This window comes from Oceanihabitans sediminis (assembly GCF_003337215.1).
Lineage (GTDB): Bacteria > Bacteroidota > Bacteroidia > Flavobacteriales > Flavobacteriaceae > Oceanihabitans > Oceanihabitans sediminis.
In genome coordinates, this window is the sequence record NZ_QPIG01000002.1 from 48,680 (window position 1) to 66,543 (window position 17,864).

Annotated in this window: 13 protein-coding genes; 10 read left to right on the top strand and 3 right to left on the bottom strand. The window is 32.1% G+C overall.

The window, feature by feature from the left end; all coding sequences use genetic code 11:
• Positions 1-41: 41 nt before the first annotated feature.
• The gene (locus tag DU428_RS05990) at positions 42-1,331 is read left to right on the top strand and encodes a glycosyltransferase family 4 protein (RefSeq protein WP_113966159.1); all 1,290 of its coding nucleotides are present in this window, start codon (positions 42-44) and stop codon (positions 1,329-1,331) included.
• Between the two features lie 5 nt (positions 1,332-1,336).
• Positions 1,337-2,794 (top strand): oligosaccharide flippase family protein, encoded by a 1,458-nt coding sequence (locus DU428_RS05995; RefSeq protein WP_072349031.1) that lies wholly within the window; start codon positions 1,337-1,339, stop codon positions 2,792-2,794.
• Between the two features lie 92 nt (positions 2,795-2,886).
• Here DU428_RS05995 and DU428_RS06000 read toward each other — a convergent pair whose 3' ends face one another.
• The 3 genes from DU428_RS06000 to DU428_RS06010 all read right to left on the bottom strand — a co-directional run bounded on the left by DU428_RS06000 (position 2,887) and on the right by DU428_RS06010 (position 7,294).
• Entirely contained in the window at positions 2,887-4,008 is a 1,122-nt protein-coding gene (locus DU428_RS06000) for a hypothetical protein (RefSeq protein ID WP_072349034.1), read from the bottom strand.
• A gap of 111 nt (positions 4,009-4,119) precedes the next feature.
• Positions 4,120-4,500 (bottom strand): RidA family protein, encoded by a 381-nt coding sequence (locus tag DU428_RS06005; RefSeq protein ID WP_072349036.1) that lies wholly within the window; start codon positions 4,498-4,500, stop codon positions 4,120-4,122.
• Positions 4,501-4,558: 58 nt separating this feature from the next.
• Positions 4,559-7,294: a putative LPS assembly protein LptD gene (locus DU428_RS06010; protein WP_317047504.1), complete on the bottom strand. Its 2,736-nt coding sequence runs from the start codon at positions 7,292-7,294 to the stop codon at positions 4,559-4,561.
• A 127-nt stretch (positions 7,295-7,421) separates the two neighbouring features.
• On the opposite strand from DU428_RS06010, the gene DU428_RS06015 reads away from it, so the two are divergent.
• From DU428_RS06015 to bshA, 8 genes are all read left to right on the top strand, one after another.
• On the top strand, positions 7,422-8,540 hold the full coding sequence (locus DU428_RS06015; RefSeq protein ID WP_113966158.1) for an N-acetylmuramoyl-L-alanine amidase family protein: 1,119 nt from the start codon (positions 7,422-7,424) through the stop codon (positions 8,538-8,540).
• Between the two features lie 57 nt (positions 8,541-8,597).
• Positions 8,598-9,545 carry an MlaD family protein gene (locus tag DU428_RS06020; RefSeq protein ID WP_072349039.1) on the top strand — a complete coding sequence of 316 codons (948 nt, stop codon included), beginning with the start codon at positions 8,598-8,600 and terminating at the stop codon, positions 9,543-9,545.
• A gap of 12 nt (positions 9,546-9,557) precedes the next feature.
• On the top strand, positions 9,558-10,871 hold the full coding sequence (locus tag DU428_RS06025) for a (Fe-S)-binding protein (protein WP_072349040.1): 1,314 nt from the start codon (positions 9,558-9,560) through the stop codon (positions 10,869-10,871).
• A 125-nt stretch (positions 10,872-10,996) separates the two neighbouring features.
• Entirely contained in the window at positions 10,997-11,788 is a 792-nt protein-coding gene (locus DU428_RS06030) for a (Fe-S)-binding protein (RefSeq protein ID WP_113966157.1), read from the top strand.
• 35 nt (positions 11,789-11,823) lie between these two features.
• Positions 11,824-12,309 (top strand): ABC transporter ATPase, encoded by a 486-nt coding sequence (locus tag DU428_RS06035; RefSeq protein ID WP_113966156.1) that lies wholly within the window; start codon positions 11,824-11,826, stop codon positions 12,307-12,309.
• Positions 12,310-12,316: 7 nt separating this feature from the next.
• Positions 12,317-13,540, top strand: coding sequence for a phosphoserine phosphatase SerB (gene serB / locus DU428_RS06040; protein WP_113966155.1), 1,224 nt, complete (start codon positions 12,317-12,319; stop codon positions 13,538-13,540).
• Between the two features lie 161 nt (positions 13,541-13,701).
• Positions 13,702-16,659 carry a glycoside hydrolase family 3 N-terminal domain-containing protein gene (locus DU428_RS06045; RefSeq protein ID WP_113966154.1) on the top strand — a complete coding sequence of 986 codons (2,958 nt, stop codon included), beginning with the start codon at positions 13,702-13,704 and terminating at the stop codon, positions 16,657-16,659.
• A gap of 46 nt (positions 16,660-16,705) precedes the next feature.
• On the top strand, positions 16,706-17,845 hold the full coding sequence (bshA, locus tag DU428_RS06050) for an N-acetyl-alpha-D-glucosaminyl L-malate synthase BshA (protein WP_113966153.1): 1,140 nt from the start codon (positions 16,706-16,708) through the stop codon (positions 17,843-17,845).
• Positions 17,846-17,864 lie beyond the last annotated feature (19 nt).

The following is a 17,864-nucleotide window of genomic DNA, read 5'->3' on the forward strand; positions in this document are numbered from 1 at the left end:
TTTCAATTTATATCATTTCTGCTATTGCAGTTTAAGAAAGAATGAGCAAGAAGAAAGTACTTATTATAAGCTATTATTGGCCACCTGCAGGTGGACCAGGAGTACAGCGTTGGCTGAAGTTTGTAAAGTATTTACCAGAGTTTGATGTAGAACCTATTGTTTATATTCCTGAAAACCCAAACTATCCATTAAAAGATGAAAGTTTAACTTATGAAGTTTCAAACGATCTTACCATATTAAAACAACCAATAAGCGAACCTTATAAACTTGCTGGGTTTCTTTCTAAAAAAGGAACAAAATCAATAAGTAAAGGCTTAATTCCGGAAGCGAAAAAACAAAGCTTCGTAGAACAGGTCCTTTTAGCAATAAGAGGTAATTTCTTTATTCCAGATGCTAGAAAAAACTGGGTAAAACCTTCAGTAAACTATCTTTCAAACTATATTAAAAAACACCAAATAGACACAATCATAACTACTGGTCCGCCACACAGTTTGCATTTAATTGGTATGCAGCTAAAGGAAAAACTAGGAGTGAGGTGGATAGCAGATTTTAGAGATCCGTGGACAACCATAGGATATCATAAAGAGTTGAAGTTAACCAAAGCTTCAAAAGAAAAACATCTTGTATTAGAAAATAAGGTTTTAAATACAGCCGATCAAATTGTTGTTACCAGTAGTGTTACCAAGGAGGAATTTCAAGAAAAAACCAACAAACCTATTGCTGTAATTACCAATGGTTACGATACCCAAAAAACCGAAGCTATCGTTATGGATAAAAAGTTTACATTGGCTCATATTGGTTCTTTATTATCTAAAAGAAATCCAGAAGTTTTATGGAAAGTTTTAAAGGAATTAACAGAAGAAAATAAAGAGTTTTCTAAAGAATTTCAGCTGAAGTTAGTCGGTGCTGTAAGTGAAAATGTGGTTAAAAGTATTGAAGCAGAAGGTTTAAGTGATTATTTACACTTGAATAGTTATGTTTCACATAATGAAGCTATTAAAATTCAAAAAGAATCTCAAATTCTACTACTTATTGAAATTGATTCGGAAGAAACGAAGTGTATCATTCCAGGGAAATTATTTGAATATATGGTTTCCAATAGACCAATAATTGCAATTGGTCCAAAAGGTTCGGATGTTGAAAAAATTATTACCGAAACAAATACTGGAAACTATTTTTATTATTCTGATTACGATAGATTAAAAAGTGTACTTTTAAATCAATTTAATGCGTTTCAAGAAAACACATTACAATCACATCCTATAGGGTTACAAAAATACAGCAGAAGAGCTTTAACAAGTAAATTAGCCGAACTAATTCATTTAGAATAAAACGTATGGGAATTGTTGCTTCACAATCTATAAAAAACACCATCATTACCTATTTAGGTTTTGGTATTGGAGCAATTAATACCTTGTTTTTATATACACAGTTTTTAACTGCCGATTATTTTGGATTAATAGTCTTTATCCTTTCTACAGCTAATATTATGATGCCATTATTAATGTTTGGTGTAAATAATAGTTTGATAAAGTTTTACTCCTCTTATAAAACTAGAAAACATCAAAACAACTTTTTAACCTTTATGCTTTTTTTACCTTTTTTGGTAATAATTCCGGTAGGTTTAATAGGTTCTCTTTTTTATGATACTATTGCAAGTTGGTTGGCAAAAGAAAACCATATAATTAAAGATTATACTTGGCTGATTTATGTGCTAGCAGTTGCCTTAGCTTATTTTGAAGTGTTTTTTTCATGGAGTAAAATTCATTTTAAATCCGTTTTCGGAAACTTTATGCGGGAAGCGTTCCATAGAGTAGGAACTATGGTTCTATTATTAGCTGTTTATTATGAAAAGCTATCTGTAGAAGAGTTTATTTACGCTTTATCTTTCGTATATATTCTTCGTATGCTGATTATGAAGATTTATGCTTTTAGTATTCGGTTCCCGAAATTATATTTAAATAAAAACTTTGATTATTTAAACGTTTTAAAATATAGTTTCTTAATTATTATTGCTGGCTCGGTCTCTATGCTACTTCTTGATTTAGATAAGTTTATGTTAGGAGAATTAATAGAGCTTGAAAACATCGCATATTATACAGTTGCTATATTCATAGCTACAGTTATTGCTGTACCAGCAAGAGCTATGCATCAAATTGTTAATCCGCTAACAGCCTCTTTATTGAATGATAAGAAGAAGAAGGAGTTAGAGAAACTGTACAAGACAAGCTCTATCACCTTATTTATCATTGGTGGATTTATATTTATACTTATCATCATAAATATAAATCAATTGTATACTCTTATGAATCCAGAGTATAGTCAGGGTTTATTTATTGTTTTTATTATCTCTATAGTGAAGTTAATAGATAATCTTTTAGGTAATAATAATGCGATTATTTTTAATTCTAATTACTATAGAATCATTTTAGTTTTTGGTTTTTGTATTGTAATTCTTGCTGTATTATTAAATTATCTTCTTATCCCAAAATATGGAATTGAAGGTGCTGCGGTTGCAAGTCTTATAGCTTTTCTCGTATATGATTTTTTAAAACTATGGTATGTGAATTTAAAGTTTAAAATGCATCCTTTTTCGGGCAAGACAATACATACTCTCGTATTAATAACAGTATTCTGTTTGGCGTTTTATTTTTGGGAATTTCCTTTCCATGCTATTATCAACATAGCTTTAAAAAGTATTTTAGCAGGAATTGCATACGCTTTTATAGTGTTTAAATTCTCTTTATCTGAAGACCTCAATACTATCTTTAAAAAGGTTTTTAAATTAAGATAGTAATAAGGCTAAAAAGAAAGTCCTATCACGTTGCTTTGGGGTAAACTTGTGATAGGACTTTTAACCAACTAAAAACTATAATTTTTCTTTTTCTATATTCTTCCTCTAGAATTTCTAGTTGTTCTATTATTAGATCTGCTATTGTTAGAAGTGTTCCCTAATTGCTTTCTACCTCTAGGTGCACTAGCTTTCGTATTTGTTCTTGGTCTAGAAGTATTCTTCTGCATTCTTGGAGAAGGTTTGGTTCTAGGATTTGTTGATACCGTATTTCTAGGTCTAGGTTTAGTTGTTTGAACTCTAGGACTAGATTGGGTTCTTGGTTTATTAGAAACTGTATTTCTAGGTCTTGTAGTATTTGTTTTTACTCTAGGAGCAGAACTATTATTTTGAGCAGTAGCTCTAGGTCTAGGTGTGTTTTGTGAGACTCTTGGCTTTGAATTATTGTTTCTAGGCGAAGATGTAGCAACATTATTTCTAGGTCTACTATTGTTTGGTCTTACATTATTTCTAGGCCTGTCATTTCCTCTTGTAGCTAATTCACTTCTTCTATGAATATTACTTCCACGTCTCGTAGCAACTGCTGTTGTGCGTCTGTAGTTGTTATTAAAAGGTCTTGTATATTTATATCTAACAGGTCTGTAGTGTTGTCTGTAAGGCTTATTAAATACTACACAATGATTGTAGTGTGGGATTCTGTAATGTGCATGCCATGGTCTGTAAATATAATGTCTGTTATAAATATTTATAAAACCAGTATAATGGGAGTATCTATTATATCTGTTATAATGAACGTATAAACCACCTATTTGTGTTATGTATCCATAATGGTTGTAGTTTATAAATACATTACCTACTTGACTTATACGTCCGTAGTAATCATAAAATACTGGAACATGTTCAATTTGAACGATTGCACCAAATTCATCATATTGCACATATGCATTATAGTCGTAACCAGAATTAAAACTAATACTTGTATTACCGTGGTTTATAGAAACATTTACATTAGGACCATAATTAGGCATGTAAAAGTCAAACTGACCATCAGGAAAAACAGAAAATTCAATTCCTTGTTCTACAAATATGAAAGAGTTTCCATAACCTCTCTTAGAGGTATGTGAATGAATATCTTCTGATGTAGTGGTTGGGTTGGCGTTTACAGTAAATCCTGTAAATAGTAGGACAGACGTAAAAATTGCTAGTAACTGTTTCATAATTGTAAGTTTTAAAAATTGAACTTACTATGAGAGTTACAAGCATCGTGCCAAAAACAAAAAGCCTAATCTAGACATTTGTAAATTAGGCTTTTAGTATATAATGAAGAATTATTTAATAGCTATACAGCTTATTTCAACATTTACAAACTTAGGAAGATTAGCAACTTCTACCGTTTCTCTAGCTGGAGCAGAGCTATCTTCAAAATACTCACCGTACACTTCGTTTATTTGAGAAAAGTTATTCATATCACTAATAAAAATGGAAGTTTTAATAACATTCTCAAAAGTCATATCTGCAGCAGCTAAAACAGCTTTTAAGTTTTCCATTACTTGTTTGGTTTCCGTTTTAATATCTGCTAAAACCAATTCTCCAGTTTCCGGATGTAATGCAATTTGTCCAGAAGTATATAAAGTATTTCCTGCTAAAACAGCTTGATTATAGGGTCCGATAGGAGCAGGGGCGTTTTTTGTTGTAATTATTTTTTTCATAGAAAATGTATGTATTTCTTTCCGTGAAAACGGAAACTAATTAATATGCAGATGCTATTTATAATTGCTGATCTGGTTGTCTTCGTTTTTCGTATTTAATATCTTTTAAAATGCTTGATTTAATACCTATAAAGAAGTTCCATGAGCTACGAGTACTAAAAGGAACCCAAGAGAAATTCATTCTCCAACTTAATAAGTCGCGCTCAAAACGCAGTTGGGTATAGGTGAAACCTTTGTTTTTTAAATCGTAACCAGATGAAGCTCCAACAGTCCATCGTGGTGCAAATTCAATATCTCCAGAAAACATTAAAGAATGAGAAGATATTTCATTTTGTCTAATAGAGTTAGAGTAGTTTAAAGCATATGCAAGCCTTAAGTTCCAAGGTATTTTATATCGATATAATTCGCTTGGTTTTGTTTCGGTTTCCTCTTGTTCGTTATCATTAAAAGTTTGATCGGCAAAATCTTGAGCTACACCAAAAAGATCATCTGCACGACCACCGCTTCGTAAGTTTTCTTCTCTACTATTTCTTCTGCTTTTATCCTCACCACCAAAACTTGCATTGTTAAGATTGTAGTTCATGGTTAAGTTCGCACTAGTAAGTCTGAATAAACTTCCGCCATTATCAATATTAAACTTATCAATTCTTCTATTGTTATTATCTAAAGCATAAGGGTCTAAAACAGCACCGAAATTAATAGTTAATTTATCATTTAGAATTTGTGTTCCTCCAGTCATTCTTACAGGACTCCAGTTTAAAGAATCTCCTGCTAAATTATAAGAGGTACTAAAGTTTAAATTATTTAATAAAGTGATTTTTTTAGCTTCGGTTGCCGTGCTATCTTTATCTCTTACTTTAGCTTCAAAATTATTAGATAAACTCAAACCTATAGAACTAGAGTAGGTTTTGTTTGGAGAACCAAAAATATTCTCTTCAAAACGAGTAAATTCTACTTCTTCTAAAACATCTCCGTCAGCATTAACAACTTCAAAAGAATCATAATATCTATCAAAAGAAGGGTTGATATTATAACTTACAGATGGACGCATTACATGTCGAATTTTCTGAATTTTCGGTGTCTTTCCTTCTTTTTCAAAGTTAAACATACCATAAAGCGTTGTTCCTATGCTTGTGCTGAAATTGTAAGTTCTATAAGCATCGAAACCATTGTGGTCTGTAGTAACAACTTCATCTAAGTCTAAATCGTATTCTTTTCTAATAGTTCTAAATGTCCAATTTTCTTGAAAATTAGAACTAGCACTTAAACTGAAATATTTAAAAAGTTTAAAGTTTGTGGATAGAGGAATACTATGCTGAATACCGCTTCTTGCATCATCCCACATTTCTTTTTTAAAGAAAAGAGAATCTTGTGTTGCAATTCGGTTTTCTGCTCTAAAGCTATATTGAAAGTTTATATTTTGAATAATTCCCTTTTTAGAACCAGTTTCACTAGCGAAAGGGAATATTCTACTAACGCTTGCTTGTAATGTTGGAAGCGTCATATTAATAGTTTCTGTATTCGTGTTTTGTGAATGTGTTGCTGTAGCACTCATATTCACCTGCGGTTCTCCTTGAAAAGTTTTAGAATAACTTATAGAAGAAGATAGAGTGTTGTTTAAGAAACTAGGGGCGTTTATTTGGTTTATAGAGTTTTGATAATATTTACTAGAACCTAAGTTAACAGAAGCTGAAAACCTGGAATTAGGACTAGATTTAGGATCTTGATTATGTGACCAACGAATATTATAAATAGTGTTTTTGGCATAATCTGAAAAACCTCGTTCACTAGTAATTAAGTTTTCATATCTAAAGCCTAGGTTACCGCTAAATTTATATCGTAAATTATATTTACTTTCTAAGCGCATACCATAACTACCATTGGTATAATAATCACCAAGCACAGCTAAATCTACATAGTCACTTATAGCAAAATAATATCCTCCATTTTGCAAAAAGTATCCTCTTTGGTTTTGCTCTCCAAAACTAGGAAAGATAACCCCTGAAGTTTGTTTTTTAGTTAACGGAAAATACGCGAAAGGCAAACCAATTGGAGTTGGAACACCATATATAAACATATTAGTTAGTCCAGTTGCGACTTTTTCGTCTGGAACTACTTTTGCTTTACGAAGTAAAAAATAATATTCTGGATCTTCTCTATTTTTAGATGTGGTGAATTTGGCATTCTTTACAAAATAAACCGAATCATTTTCTTTTTTAGAAATTTCACTATCAAAATACCCACCAGCTTGTTCTGTTCTAGAATTGAAAATTAAAGCCTTTTCCGTATCTATATTAAATCGAATAGAATCCGGCTCTACAATTTGCGCTCCTTGTTTAAAAATAGGATTTTGAGAATAATTTCCTAATGAGTCTTTTATTCTACCAGCGTAAACTTCATTTTTATTATAATCTATAACAATAACTCCCGCCTTAATTTCCATATCTTCATATTGGATTTCAGCTTCATTGTATAAATAGAGTTTTTGCTCTTTATTATTAAAGGAAGTATAGTCTTTCGCTTTATAGGTTACAACATCTGTAAGGAATTCTGGTTTTGGTTTAATCGAATCTATTTTGGTAGAGTCTTGTCCTTTTTCTGTAAGTAAGGTAGTAGCGCCCTCATCTTTTTCTTTAGTTTCTATTACATCTCTTATATTTACAGAAATAGAATCTGCACTTTTTACAGGTTTGATTTCCCCTCCAGACTTTGGTCTGTCTTGAGCTAAGCCAACCATGTTGATAAATATGGTAAAACTTAGGGTAAAAAGTATTTGAAAGTTATTAATTCGCAACGCTTTTAATGTATTTTTGTAAAAGTATGGCTCGGTTTTTGAATTGCCAAAATTACATATATTTTTTATGATTAATTTAATTTTACGCAATTTAAAATAATCCAATATTTAAATAGTTATTATTTGTATGCAAACTAACAGATTATTATATAACATATCACTACTAATAGTATTAAGCTTTTTTGTTGGTACTTCATTTTCCTACGCTCAAAACAAGAAAAAGTTTGTTGTAGTTCTTGATGCAGGTCACGGTGGTCATGATCCTGGAAATCTAGGTAACGGCTATAAAGAGAAAGATATTGCGCTAAATATAGTTTTAGGAGCAGGAAAAGAATTAGAGAAAAACCCTGATATAAAAGTAATCTACACCCGTAAAACAGATGTTTTTATAAAACTACGCGAGCGTGCAGCAATTGCAAACAATGCTGATGCGGATTTATTCGTCTCTGTTCACTGTAACGCTTTTAGCAATCAAGCACACGGAACAGAAACCTTTGTTTTAGGTTTACATGCAAGTGAAAGAAACTTTGAAGTAGCTAAAAAAGAGAACGAAGTAATTTATCTTGAGGAAAATTATGATGTGCATTATGAAGGGTTCAATCCTAACTCACCAGAATCTTTAATAGGTTTAACTTTAATGCAAGAAGCATATTTAGACCAAAGTATTCAACTAGCACATTTAGTAGAATCTAATTTTGCTAATTCCTTAAAACGAAAGAGTAGAGGAGTAAAGCAAGCAGGTTTTTGGGTATTGCACAACACCTACATGCCTAGTGTTCTAATTGAAACAGGATTTTTAACGTATAAAAATGAAGGTGCTTATCTAAATTCTAGTAAAGGTCAAAAAGATATGGCAACTGCAATTAAAGATGCTATTTTAAAATACAAGAAATCTTTAGATCAAAACATTGGGGAATCTGTTTTTAAGTTTGAAGACCCAATAGAAGATATAGAAGCTTCAGAAAAAGAGCAAATTATTAAAGATGTAGTTTTTAAGGTGCAAATTGCTGCAAGTTCCAAGAAACTAGAGCCTAAATCCTATAATTTCAAAGGTTTGTCGGATATCTCAAGAGACAAAGAAGGTGCACTTTATAAGTATTTTTATGGAAACACCTCCGATTTAGCAAAGGCGAAACAACTACATAAAACCGCTAAAAACAAAGGCTATACAACAAGTTATATTGTAGCTTTTAAAGACGGAAAAAAAATTAGTGTAGACGAAGCCTTAAAAACAAGTGCTAATTAGAAGCATTCTTTGTAAATTTATTTCTAATTTTGTTCTATAATCAATCCTATATATAATTTGAAGTTATCAAGAGAAGTTAAAACTGCAATACTTGTTATTTCAGGAATTCTATTCCTTATAATTGGTATCAATTATTTAAAGGGAAAAAATATTTTTCAACCACAAAATGAATTTTATACAGAGTTCGAGTATAATGCATTAACTACCGCATCTCCAGTTACTATTAAAGGTAATAATGTAGGTAAAATTAATAGCATAAAATATGATTTCGAATCAGGAAAAACCCGAGTTTCATTTACAGTAGACAAAGGTCTTAAGTTTACTAAAAATAGTATAATTCGCCTTTACGAATTAGGAATTATGGGCGGAAATGGTATTGCCATTATCCCATCTACAGAAGGAGAACTCGCTAAAAGTGGTGATTTTATTAAATCGGAAGTAGAAGAAGGTCTTGTAAAAAGTTTAACAAACAACTTCTCAGGTTTAAGCTCTGGACTAGACGGAACATTAGAATCTGCAGATTCTCTCTTAGTAAGTTTAAATAGAATAGTAGAAGACGATTCAGAAAAAGGATTAAAAAACGCTATTGGCGAACTAAACGAAACTATAAAATCATTTAAATCATTATCTTACTCTTTCAATTCTTTAATTTCAAAGAATGATAAGAGTTTAACTGCTGTAATTTCTAACTTCAATAAAGTTAGTGAAGACCTAGCAGTTCTTTCAACAGATTTAAAGGATGTAGAAATATCAAAAACCGTTAAAACTCTAGACCAAACCTTACTAAATGTAAATACGCTTTTAGCCGATTTAGATAATGGTGACGGTACTTTAGGAAAGTTATTAAAGGATGATAAATTATATGATAATTTAGAAGTAGCTTCACAACAACTGCGTGAATTATTACAAGATTTCAAATTAAACCCTGGTAGATACGTTAAAGTATCTGTGTTTGGGAAGAAAAATAATGAAGAATACGTTAAACCAGAAGACGAAAGACAATAAACCAAATATTACATGAACTACTTACCAAATATTATTTTCGCAATTGCTCTAATTGTAGGCTTTGGCTACTTTGCTAGAAACGTAAAAAAACTTGTTCGTAATATCAAATTAGGACAAGATGTTGATGTTAGTGACAACCGTTCACAACGTTGGAAAAACATGATAAACATTGCTCTAGGGCAAAGCAAAATGGTAAAACGCCCTGTTTCAGGATTTTTACACGTAGTAGTATATATCGGTTTTATCATTATTAATATTGAGGTACTAGAAATTATAATCGATGGACTTTTCGGCACACATCGTATTTTTTCACAAGTATTACCAGAAGCCGTTTACGGATTCTTAATTGGTTCTTTCGAGGTTTTAGCCTTCTTAGTATTTGTAGCAGTTGTTGTATTCTGGATAAGAAGAAATATTATCAAAATACAACGTTTCTGGAAATCAGAAATGAAAGGATGGCCTAAAAACGACGGAAACTTCATTCTATACTTCGAAATGGTATTAATGATTCTTTTCTTAGTAATGAATGCTGCCGACACCACTTTTCAAAATATGGAGTCAGGAAATGTAATCAGTCAATTCATCTCACCTTTATTTTCAGGAATGTCTCCAGAATCTTTACATATTATAGAAAGAGGAGCTTGGTGGTTACATATTGTTGGAATATTAATTTTCTTAAACTACCTATACTTTTCTAAACATTTACATATCCTTTTAGCATTCCCTAATACTTTTTATGGTCGTGTAAATAACAAAGGACAACTAAACAACCTAGAGTCTGTAACAAAAGAAGTGAAGATGATGATGGACCCAGATGCCGATCCATTTGCAGCAGCACCAGAAGGAGCAGAAGACGAAACTCCAGCTAAATTCGGAGCAAGTGATGTGCAAGATTTAACATGGGTACAATTGCTTAACGCATATACATGTACAGAATGTGGTAGATGTACAAGCGAATGTCCTGCAAACCTAACAGGTAAAAAATTATCACCAAGAAAAATCATGATGGACACAAGAGACCGTCTTGAAGAAGTTGGAAAAAACATCGATGTAAACAACGGTGAGTTTAAAGATGATGGTAAACAATTACTTGGAGATTATATTACAAACGAAGAAATCTGGGCATGTACAAGTTGTAATGCCTGTGTAGAAGCTTGTCCGGTAAGCATCGATCCTTTATCTATTATTATAGAGATGAGACGTTACTTAGTAATGGAGCAAAGTGCTGCACCAGCAGAATTAAACAATATGATGACAAATATTGAAAATAATGGTGCTCCTTGGCCATACAATCAAATGGACAGATTAAACTGGAAAAACGAGTAATATTATTTTGGCGTTACCCAAGGGTCGCGCTTTCGGCAGTCGCTCTCTGCGAGGAGCTTCAACAAATGCCTCAATCGCTAACGCAGTAAAAAACAAAAACTAATTACCGAAAATCACAACATACAATGAGCGAACTACTAAATGTGCCTACAATGGCAGAGTTTATGGCAGAAGGAAAGCAACCAGACATTTTATTCTGGGTTGGTTCTGCTGGAAGTTATGATGATAGAGCAAAAAAAATAACAAAAGCATTTGTTAAAATATTAAACAAAGCAGGAGTTAATTTTGCAGTATTAGGTACAGAAGAAAGTTCAACAGGAGATGTAGCAAAAAGAGCAGGAAACGAATTCTTGTTTCAAATGCAAGCCTTAATGAACATAGAATTATTAAACTCATACGAAGTAAAACGAATTGTTACTTGCGATCCGCATTCATTCAATTGTTTAAAAAATGAATACCCTAGCTTAGGTGGTAATTACGAAGTTTTACACCATACGCAATTCATAAAAGAGTTAATCAGTTCGAAGAAATTAGATATAAAAGAGAGTGATTATAAAGGGAAACAAATAACCTTTCACGACCCTTGTTATTTAGGAAGAGCAAACTCAGAATACGATGCGCCAAGAGAAGTGCTAGGTAGCTTAAATGCAAACCTAGTAGAAATGAAAAGAAGCAAAGAAAGAGCTTTATGTTGTGGAGCAGGTGGTGCGCAAATGTTTAAAGAACCTGAAAAAGGAGATAAAGACATTAATGAACTTCGAACAGAAGATGCATTAAAAACAAATCCAGATATTATTGCTACTGCTTGTCCGTATTGTATGACTATGATGACAGACGGAGTAAAAGTAAAAGAGCAAGAACAAAAAGTAAAAGTTTTAGATATTGCAGAACTTATTGCTAGTTCACAAAACCTATAATCTATTTCTTTTTAAAATTTCAAATTACAAGATACATGTTAGTAGACTTTAATACATTACCGGAGGAATCTCGTGTTTGGATTTACCAAGCTAATCGTTCATTTACAGAACAAGAAATTGAAGAAATTTCTAATAAATTAAATATATTTCTTGAAAATTGGGCTGCTCACGGAAGCGACCTACAAGCAGGATACAAAATTGTTTATAAGCGTTTTATTGTTATTGGCTTAAACCAAAACAAGAACAATGCAACCGGTTGTTCTATCGATGCTTCTGTACATTTTATTCAAGGATTAGAGAAAGAATATAATGTAGATTTAATGGATAAAATGAATGTTTCTTATAAACAAGGAGAATTCATTGCTTATAAAAACCTATCTGATTTTAGAAAAATGGCGAAACAAAAAGCTGTTTCTAAAAACACGATTGTTTTTAATAATCTTGTAAATACTGTAGCAGAATTTAAAGAAAATTGGGAAGTACCTGCAAGCGAAAGTTGGCATAGTAGATTTCTAAACTAAACGATGCATGATCAATGAAATCTTCATACTTAACATTTCTGGGCAAGATAAACCTGGTTTAACTTCTAGCTTAACAAATGTTTTAGCAGAATATGGAGCTAAAATATTAGACATTGGTCAAGCAAATATTCACGATACACTTTCGTTAGGTTTTCTTATTGAAATTGAAGCTGGTAACGACTCCGCTACTGTTTTAAAAGATTTGCTTTTCAAGGCTTACGAACTTGGAGTTACTGCTAAATTTACACCAATTTCTATTGAGGACTACGAAAAATGGGTAGCTCTTCAAGGAAAAGACCGATACATCATAACTGTTTTAGGTGAAAAAATTACTGCAAAGCAAATTTCTGAAATCACCAAAGTAATTTCAGAAAAGAACCTAAATATTGATGCTATAAAAAGACTTACCGGTCGTGCTTCTCTTATTAATAAAGAAGAACATCCTAGAGCATCCATACAGTTATCAATAAGAGGAAAAATAGATTGCAAAGAGGATCTTACTGCCAAATTCATGCAAATTTCTAGCGATTTAGATGTAGATATAGCTTTTCAAGAAGATAATATTTACAGAAGAAATAGACGTTTAGTTTGTTTTGATATGGACTCTACTTTAATACAAGCGGAAGTAATTGATAAACTTGCAGAGTTAGCCGGTGTTGGAGAAGAAGTTAAAGCTATTACAGAATATGCTATGCAAGGCGAAATAGATTTTAACGAAAGCTTTATTAGAAGAATGCGCCTTTTAAAAGGTCTTAAAGAAGATGTTTTGCAAGAGGTTGCAGAAAATCTACCAATTACTAAAGGAGCAAAAAGACTTATAGATACCTTAAAACAATACGGTTTTAAAACTGCTATACTCTCTGGTGGATTCACTTATTTTGGAAATTATTTACAAAAAAAACTAGGTATAGATTATGTATATGCTAATCAATTAGAAATTAAAGATGGTGTTTTAACTGGCGGTTATCTAGGTGAAATAGTAGATGGTAACAAAAAAGCAGAATACCTTAAAGAAATTGCTAGAAAAGAAGGTATTAACATAAGCCAAACCATTGCTATAGGAGACGGAGCAAACGATTTACCTATGCTAAATCTTGCCGGATTAGGAATTGCATTCCACGCAAAACCTACTGTAAAAGATAACGCTCAAAACTCGATTTCTAGTTTCGGTTTAGATGGAGTTTTATACCTTCTAGGGTATCACGATAAACATATAGATTTACATCATTAGATTTTTTCTTTCTTCCGTAAGGAGCAATTTTTCATTTAATGAATTTACTTTTAGTAAGTTCGTTGATAATTCTTCTAAAATCTATCTTAAAGTCTATATAACTTCGCTTTAAAAATGTTATTTTGGCATAGTTTTAAAGCTATATTTTCAAAACTTATTTTATGCGCTACTATTATCTTTTACTAGCTATAGTCATATATCCAATTTTTAGTCAAGCACAAGACACAAACCCTTTACTTGCTAACGATGCTGTTTCCCAAAAGAAATGGGTGGATAGCCTTTATAACAACATGTCTCTTCAGGAAAAAATCGGGCAACTTTTTATGATTCAGGTATTCTCTAATCAAGGGCCACAGAATAAAGCCAAGATTGTTAAACAAATTAAAGAACAGCATATAGGCGGAATTATATATTCAAATGGGGGACCTGTTAGACAAGCGAAACTAAACAACGAATTACAAGCTGCCTCTAAAGTTCCATTATTAGTTGGTATGGATGCAGAATGGGGATTAAGCATGCGATTAGATTCTACATACGCTTTCCCTTGGAATATGACACTTGGCGCTATTAAAGATAATAGGCTAGTAGAAAAAACAGGAAAACATATTGGAGAACACTCTAAACGTCTAGGGGTACACTTTAATTTTGCTCCGGTAGTTGATATTAATACCAACCCTAAAAATCCAATTATAGGGAATCGTTCTTTTGGAGAAGATAGAGATAACGTTACCGAGAAAGCTCTTGCATTTATGAAGGGAATGCAAGGAGCAGGAGTTCTTGCTAATGCAAAACATTTTCCTGGCCATGGAGACACAGAAACCGATTCTCATAAAACACTTCCTACAGTAGATTTTGATAGAAAACGTATAGATTCAGTAGAATTATATCCGTACAGAAAACTTATAAAAGAAGGTCTGTCTAGTGTGATGGTTGCCCACTTAAACGTACCTAGTTTAGAGTCAAGAAGTGGTTTTCCATCTTCTTTGTCGAAACATATTGTTACAGATATTTTAAAAGAAAAACTAGGTTTTAAAGGTTTGATTTTCACCGATGCATTAACCATGAAAGGTGCAGCAGATTATATTGATAAATCACTAGACGGAAGCGGTGCTAACAAGGTGCCTACTGGTGGAGAAATAGATTTAATGGCTTTTCTAGCAGGAAACGATGTTATGCTAATGTCTGAAGATCCTGAAAAAGGAATTAACAAGTTCGTAGAAGCCTACCATAAAGGTATTATTACCGAAGATCGTTTAGCACACTCGGTTAAGAAAATATTACAAGCAAAATATAAAGTCGGTTTACATAATTACCAACCAATAGGGATAAATAACTTACACGCCGATTTAAACAGATTAAGAGACGATATTTTATACGAAGAGCTTTTAGAAAATGCAATTACCGTTGCAGAAAACAAAGCTGGATTACTTCCTCTAAGACAGCTAGAAACAAAAAGCATCGCTTATGTAAAGTTTGGCGATGATGATGGTTCTGTTTTTTATAACGAATTAAAGAAATACGCAAGAGTTCATGAAGTAAAAGCAAATAGCTTAGAATCGCTTTCAGATAAATTAAAGCATTATAATACAGTTATCATAGGCTTACACAGATCTAATGATAATCCATGGAAAAGCTATAAATTCACTAGTCAAGAACTTACTTGGCTATACGAAACAGCTAGAACCAATAATGTGATTCTTAATATTTTCGTTAAGCCTTATGCATTATTAGATATAGATCCTATCAACAATATTAAAAGTGTTGTTGTGAGTTATCAAAACAGTGATATAGCGCAACAGAAATCTGCTCAAATAATTTTCGGAGCATTACCAGCAAAAGGAAGACTACCTGTTTCAGCAGGTGTTGATTTTAGCGTTGGGCAAGGAGATACTTATACTTCAATCAAACGTTTGTCTTATACAACTCCGGAGCGAGCAGGTATGAGTTCTTTAAAACTAAAGAAGGTGGATTCTATTGCCAATCATGCAGTAAATGAAGGAATGACTCCAGGAATACAATTGCTTATTGCTAGAAAAGGTAAAGTGATTTACAATAAAAACTTCGGAAAACATACTTACGACAAAAATGCGGAAGCAGTTAAAATCAATGATATTTATGATGTTGCTTCCCTAACAAAAATATTAGCAACCTTACCTTTATTGATGGAATTAGAAGAAAAAGGAATAATTTCACTAGACAGTAAATTATCAGACTTACTTCCAGAATATAAAAGCTCTAACAAAAAGAATGTAACCATCAAAAGCATGCTATCGCATTATGCGCGTTTAAAACCATGGATTCCTTTTTATTATGCGACTTTAGATTCTGTCACAAAAAGACCAGACCCTAAATATTACAGAAAGAGTTTCGATCCTAAATTCAGTATTAAAGTTGCTGATGAACTTTATATGCGAAATGATTATCAGGATTCCATTCAAGGAATTATAAAGGATTCCGATTTATTAAGTAGACTTCGTTATCGTTATAGTGATTTACCATATTATATTTTAAAGAAATATATTGAAGAATATTACGACAGAACTTTAGACGAATTAACTAGAAATCATTTTTATGAGTCTTTAGGAGCAAATTACACTATGTATAATCCTAACAATAGGGTTAGTAATAAAAATATTGTTCCAACGGAAGAAGATGATTATTATAGATATCAAAAAATTCACGGCTATGTTCACGATATGGGAGCCGCTATGCAAGGAGGAATTGGTGGTCATGCCGGAATTTTTAGTAATGCAAATGATGTTGCTAAAATCATGCAAATGTATTTACAGAAAGGGTATTACGGAGGAAAACGATATTTAAAACCAGAAACTATAGATAAGTTTAACTTCTGTTATTATTGTGATGAGAATAACAGACGAGGAATAGGATTCGACAAACCTCAATTAGGAGATGCTGGTCCAACTTGTGGATGTGTTTCTATGACAAGTTTCGGTCATTCAGGTTTTACCGGAACCTATGCTTGGGCAGACCCGGAAGAAGAAATTGTATATATATTCTTAGCAAATAGAACCTACCCAACCGCAGGTAAAAACTTATTATTAAAAGAAGATATTAGAACGAATATTCAAGAAGCTATTTACGAAGCTATAATTGATTAAAACCAAAGTTTAGTAATGGAAATTTCATAAACTTAAAACATAAAGAATGAAAATAGGAATTGTTTGTTATCCAACATTTGGAGGAAGTGGAGTAGTAGCTACAGAACTTGGTTTAGAGCTATCAAAACGTGGACACGAAATACACTTTATCACCTATAACCAACCTGTTAGATTAGAATTATTAAACAAAAACGTACATTACCATGAAGTAAATGTACCAGAATACCCTTTATTTCATTACCAACCTTATGAATTAGCCTTGTCTAGTAAGTTATTAGATATGGTGAAGCTTCATAAAATAGAAGTACTCCATGTGCATTATGCTATCCCGCATGCATATGCAGCATATATGGCGCAAAAAATGCTATTAGAAGAAAATATTTATGTGCCAATTGTAACTACCCTACACGGTACCGATATTACGCTTGTTGGCTCACATCCCTTTTATAAACCAGCAGTAACCTTTAGCATCAATAAATCAGATGCAGTAACAGCGGTTTCTCAAAGTTTAAAAGAGGACACTTTGCGTTTATTTGATATTAAAAACGATATTGATGTAGTAACCAATTTCATCGATATTTCTAAGTATGATCATGGTTTTTCTGACTGCCAACGAAGCATGATGGCTGATGAAAATGAGAAAATAATAACACATATTAGTAATTTACGTCCTGTAAAACGTATGGAAGATGTTGTAAAGATATTTTATAATATTCAGAAACAAATTCCAGCGAAACTTATGGTAGTAGGTGATGGGCCAGATAGAGAAAAAGCAGAGTCTCTTTGTGCTAAATTAGGAATTACTAAAAAAGTAATTTTCTTCGGAAAAAGTAATGAAATAGATAAGATTCTTTGTTTTAGTGACTTGTTCTTATTACCAAGTGAAACTGAAAGCTTTGGTCTTGCAGCATTAGAAGCAATGGCTTCTGGAGTACCAGTGATATCAAGTAAAACAGGAGGAATTCCAGAAGTAAACAAACAAGGGGTAACAGGATTTTTAAGTGAAGTAGGAGATGTTGAAGATATGTCTAAAAATGCTATTCATATTTTAAGTGACGAAACTCGATTAAAAGAGTTTAAAAAGAATGCTAAAGCAGAAGCTATAAAATTTGATATCCACAATATAGTACCTCAATACGAAGCTATTTACGAAAGAACTTTAAAGAAATCTTTAGAGAGAAAATAAAAAAAAAAAACCACTTTTT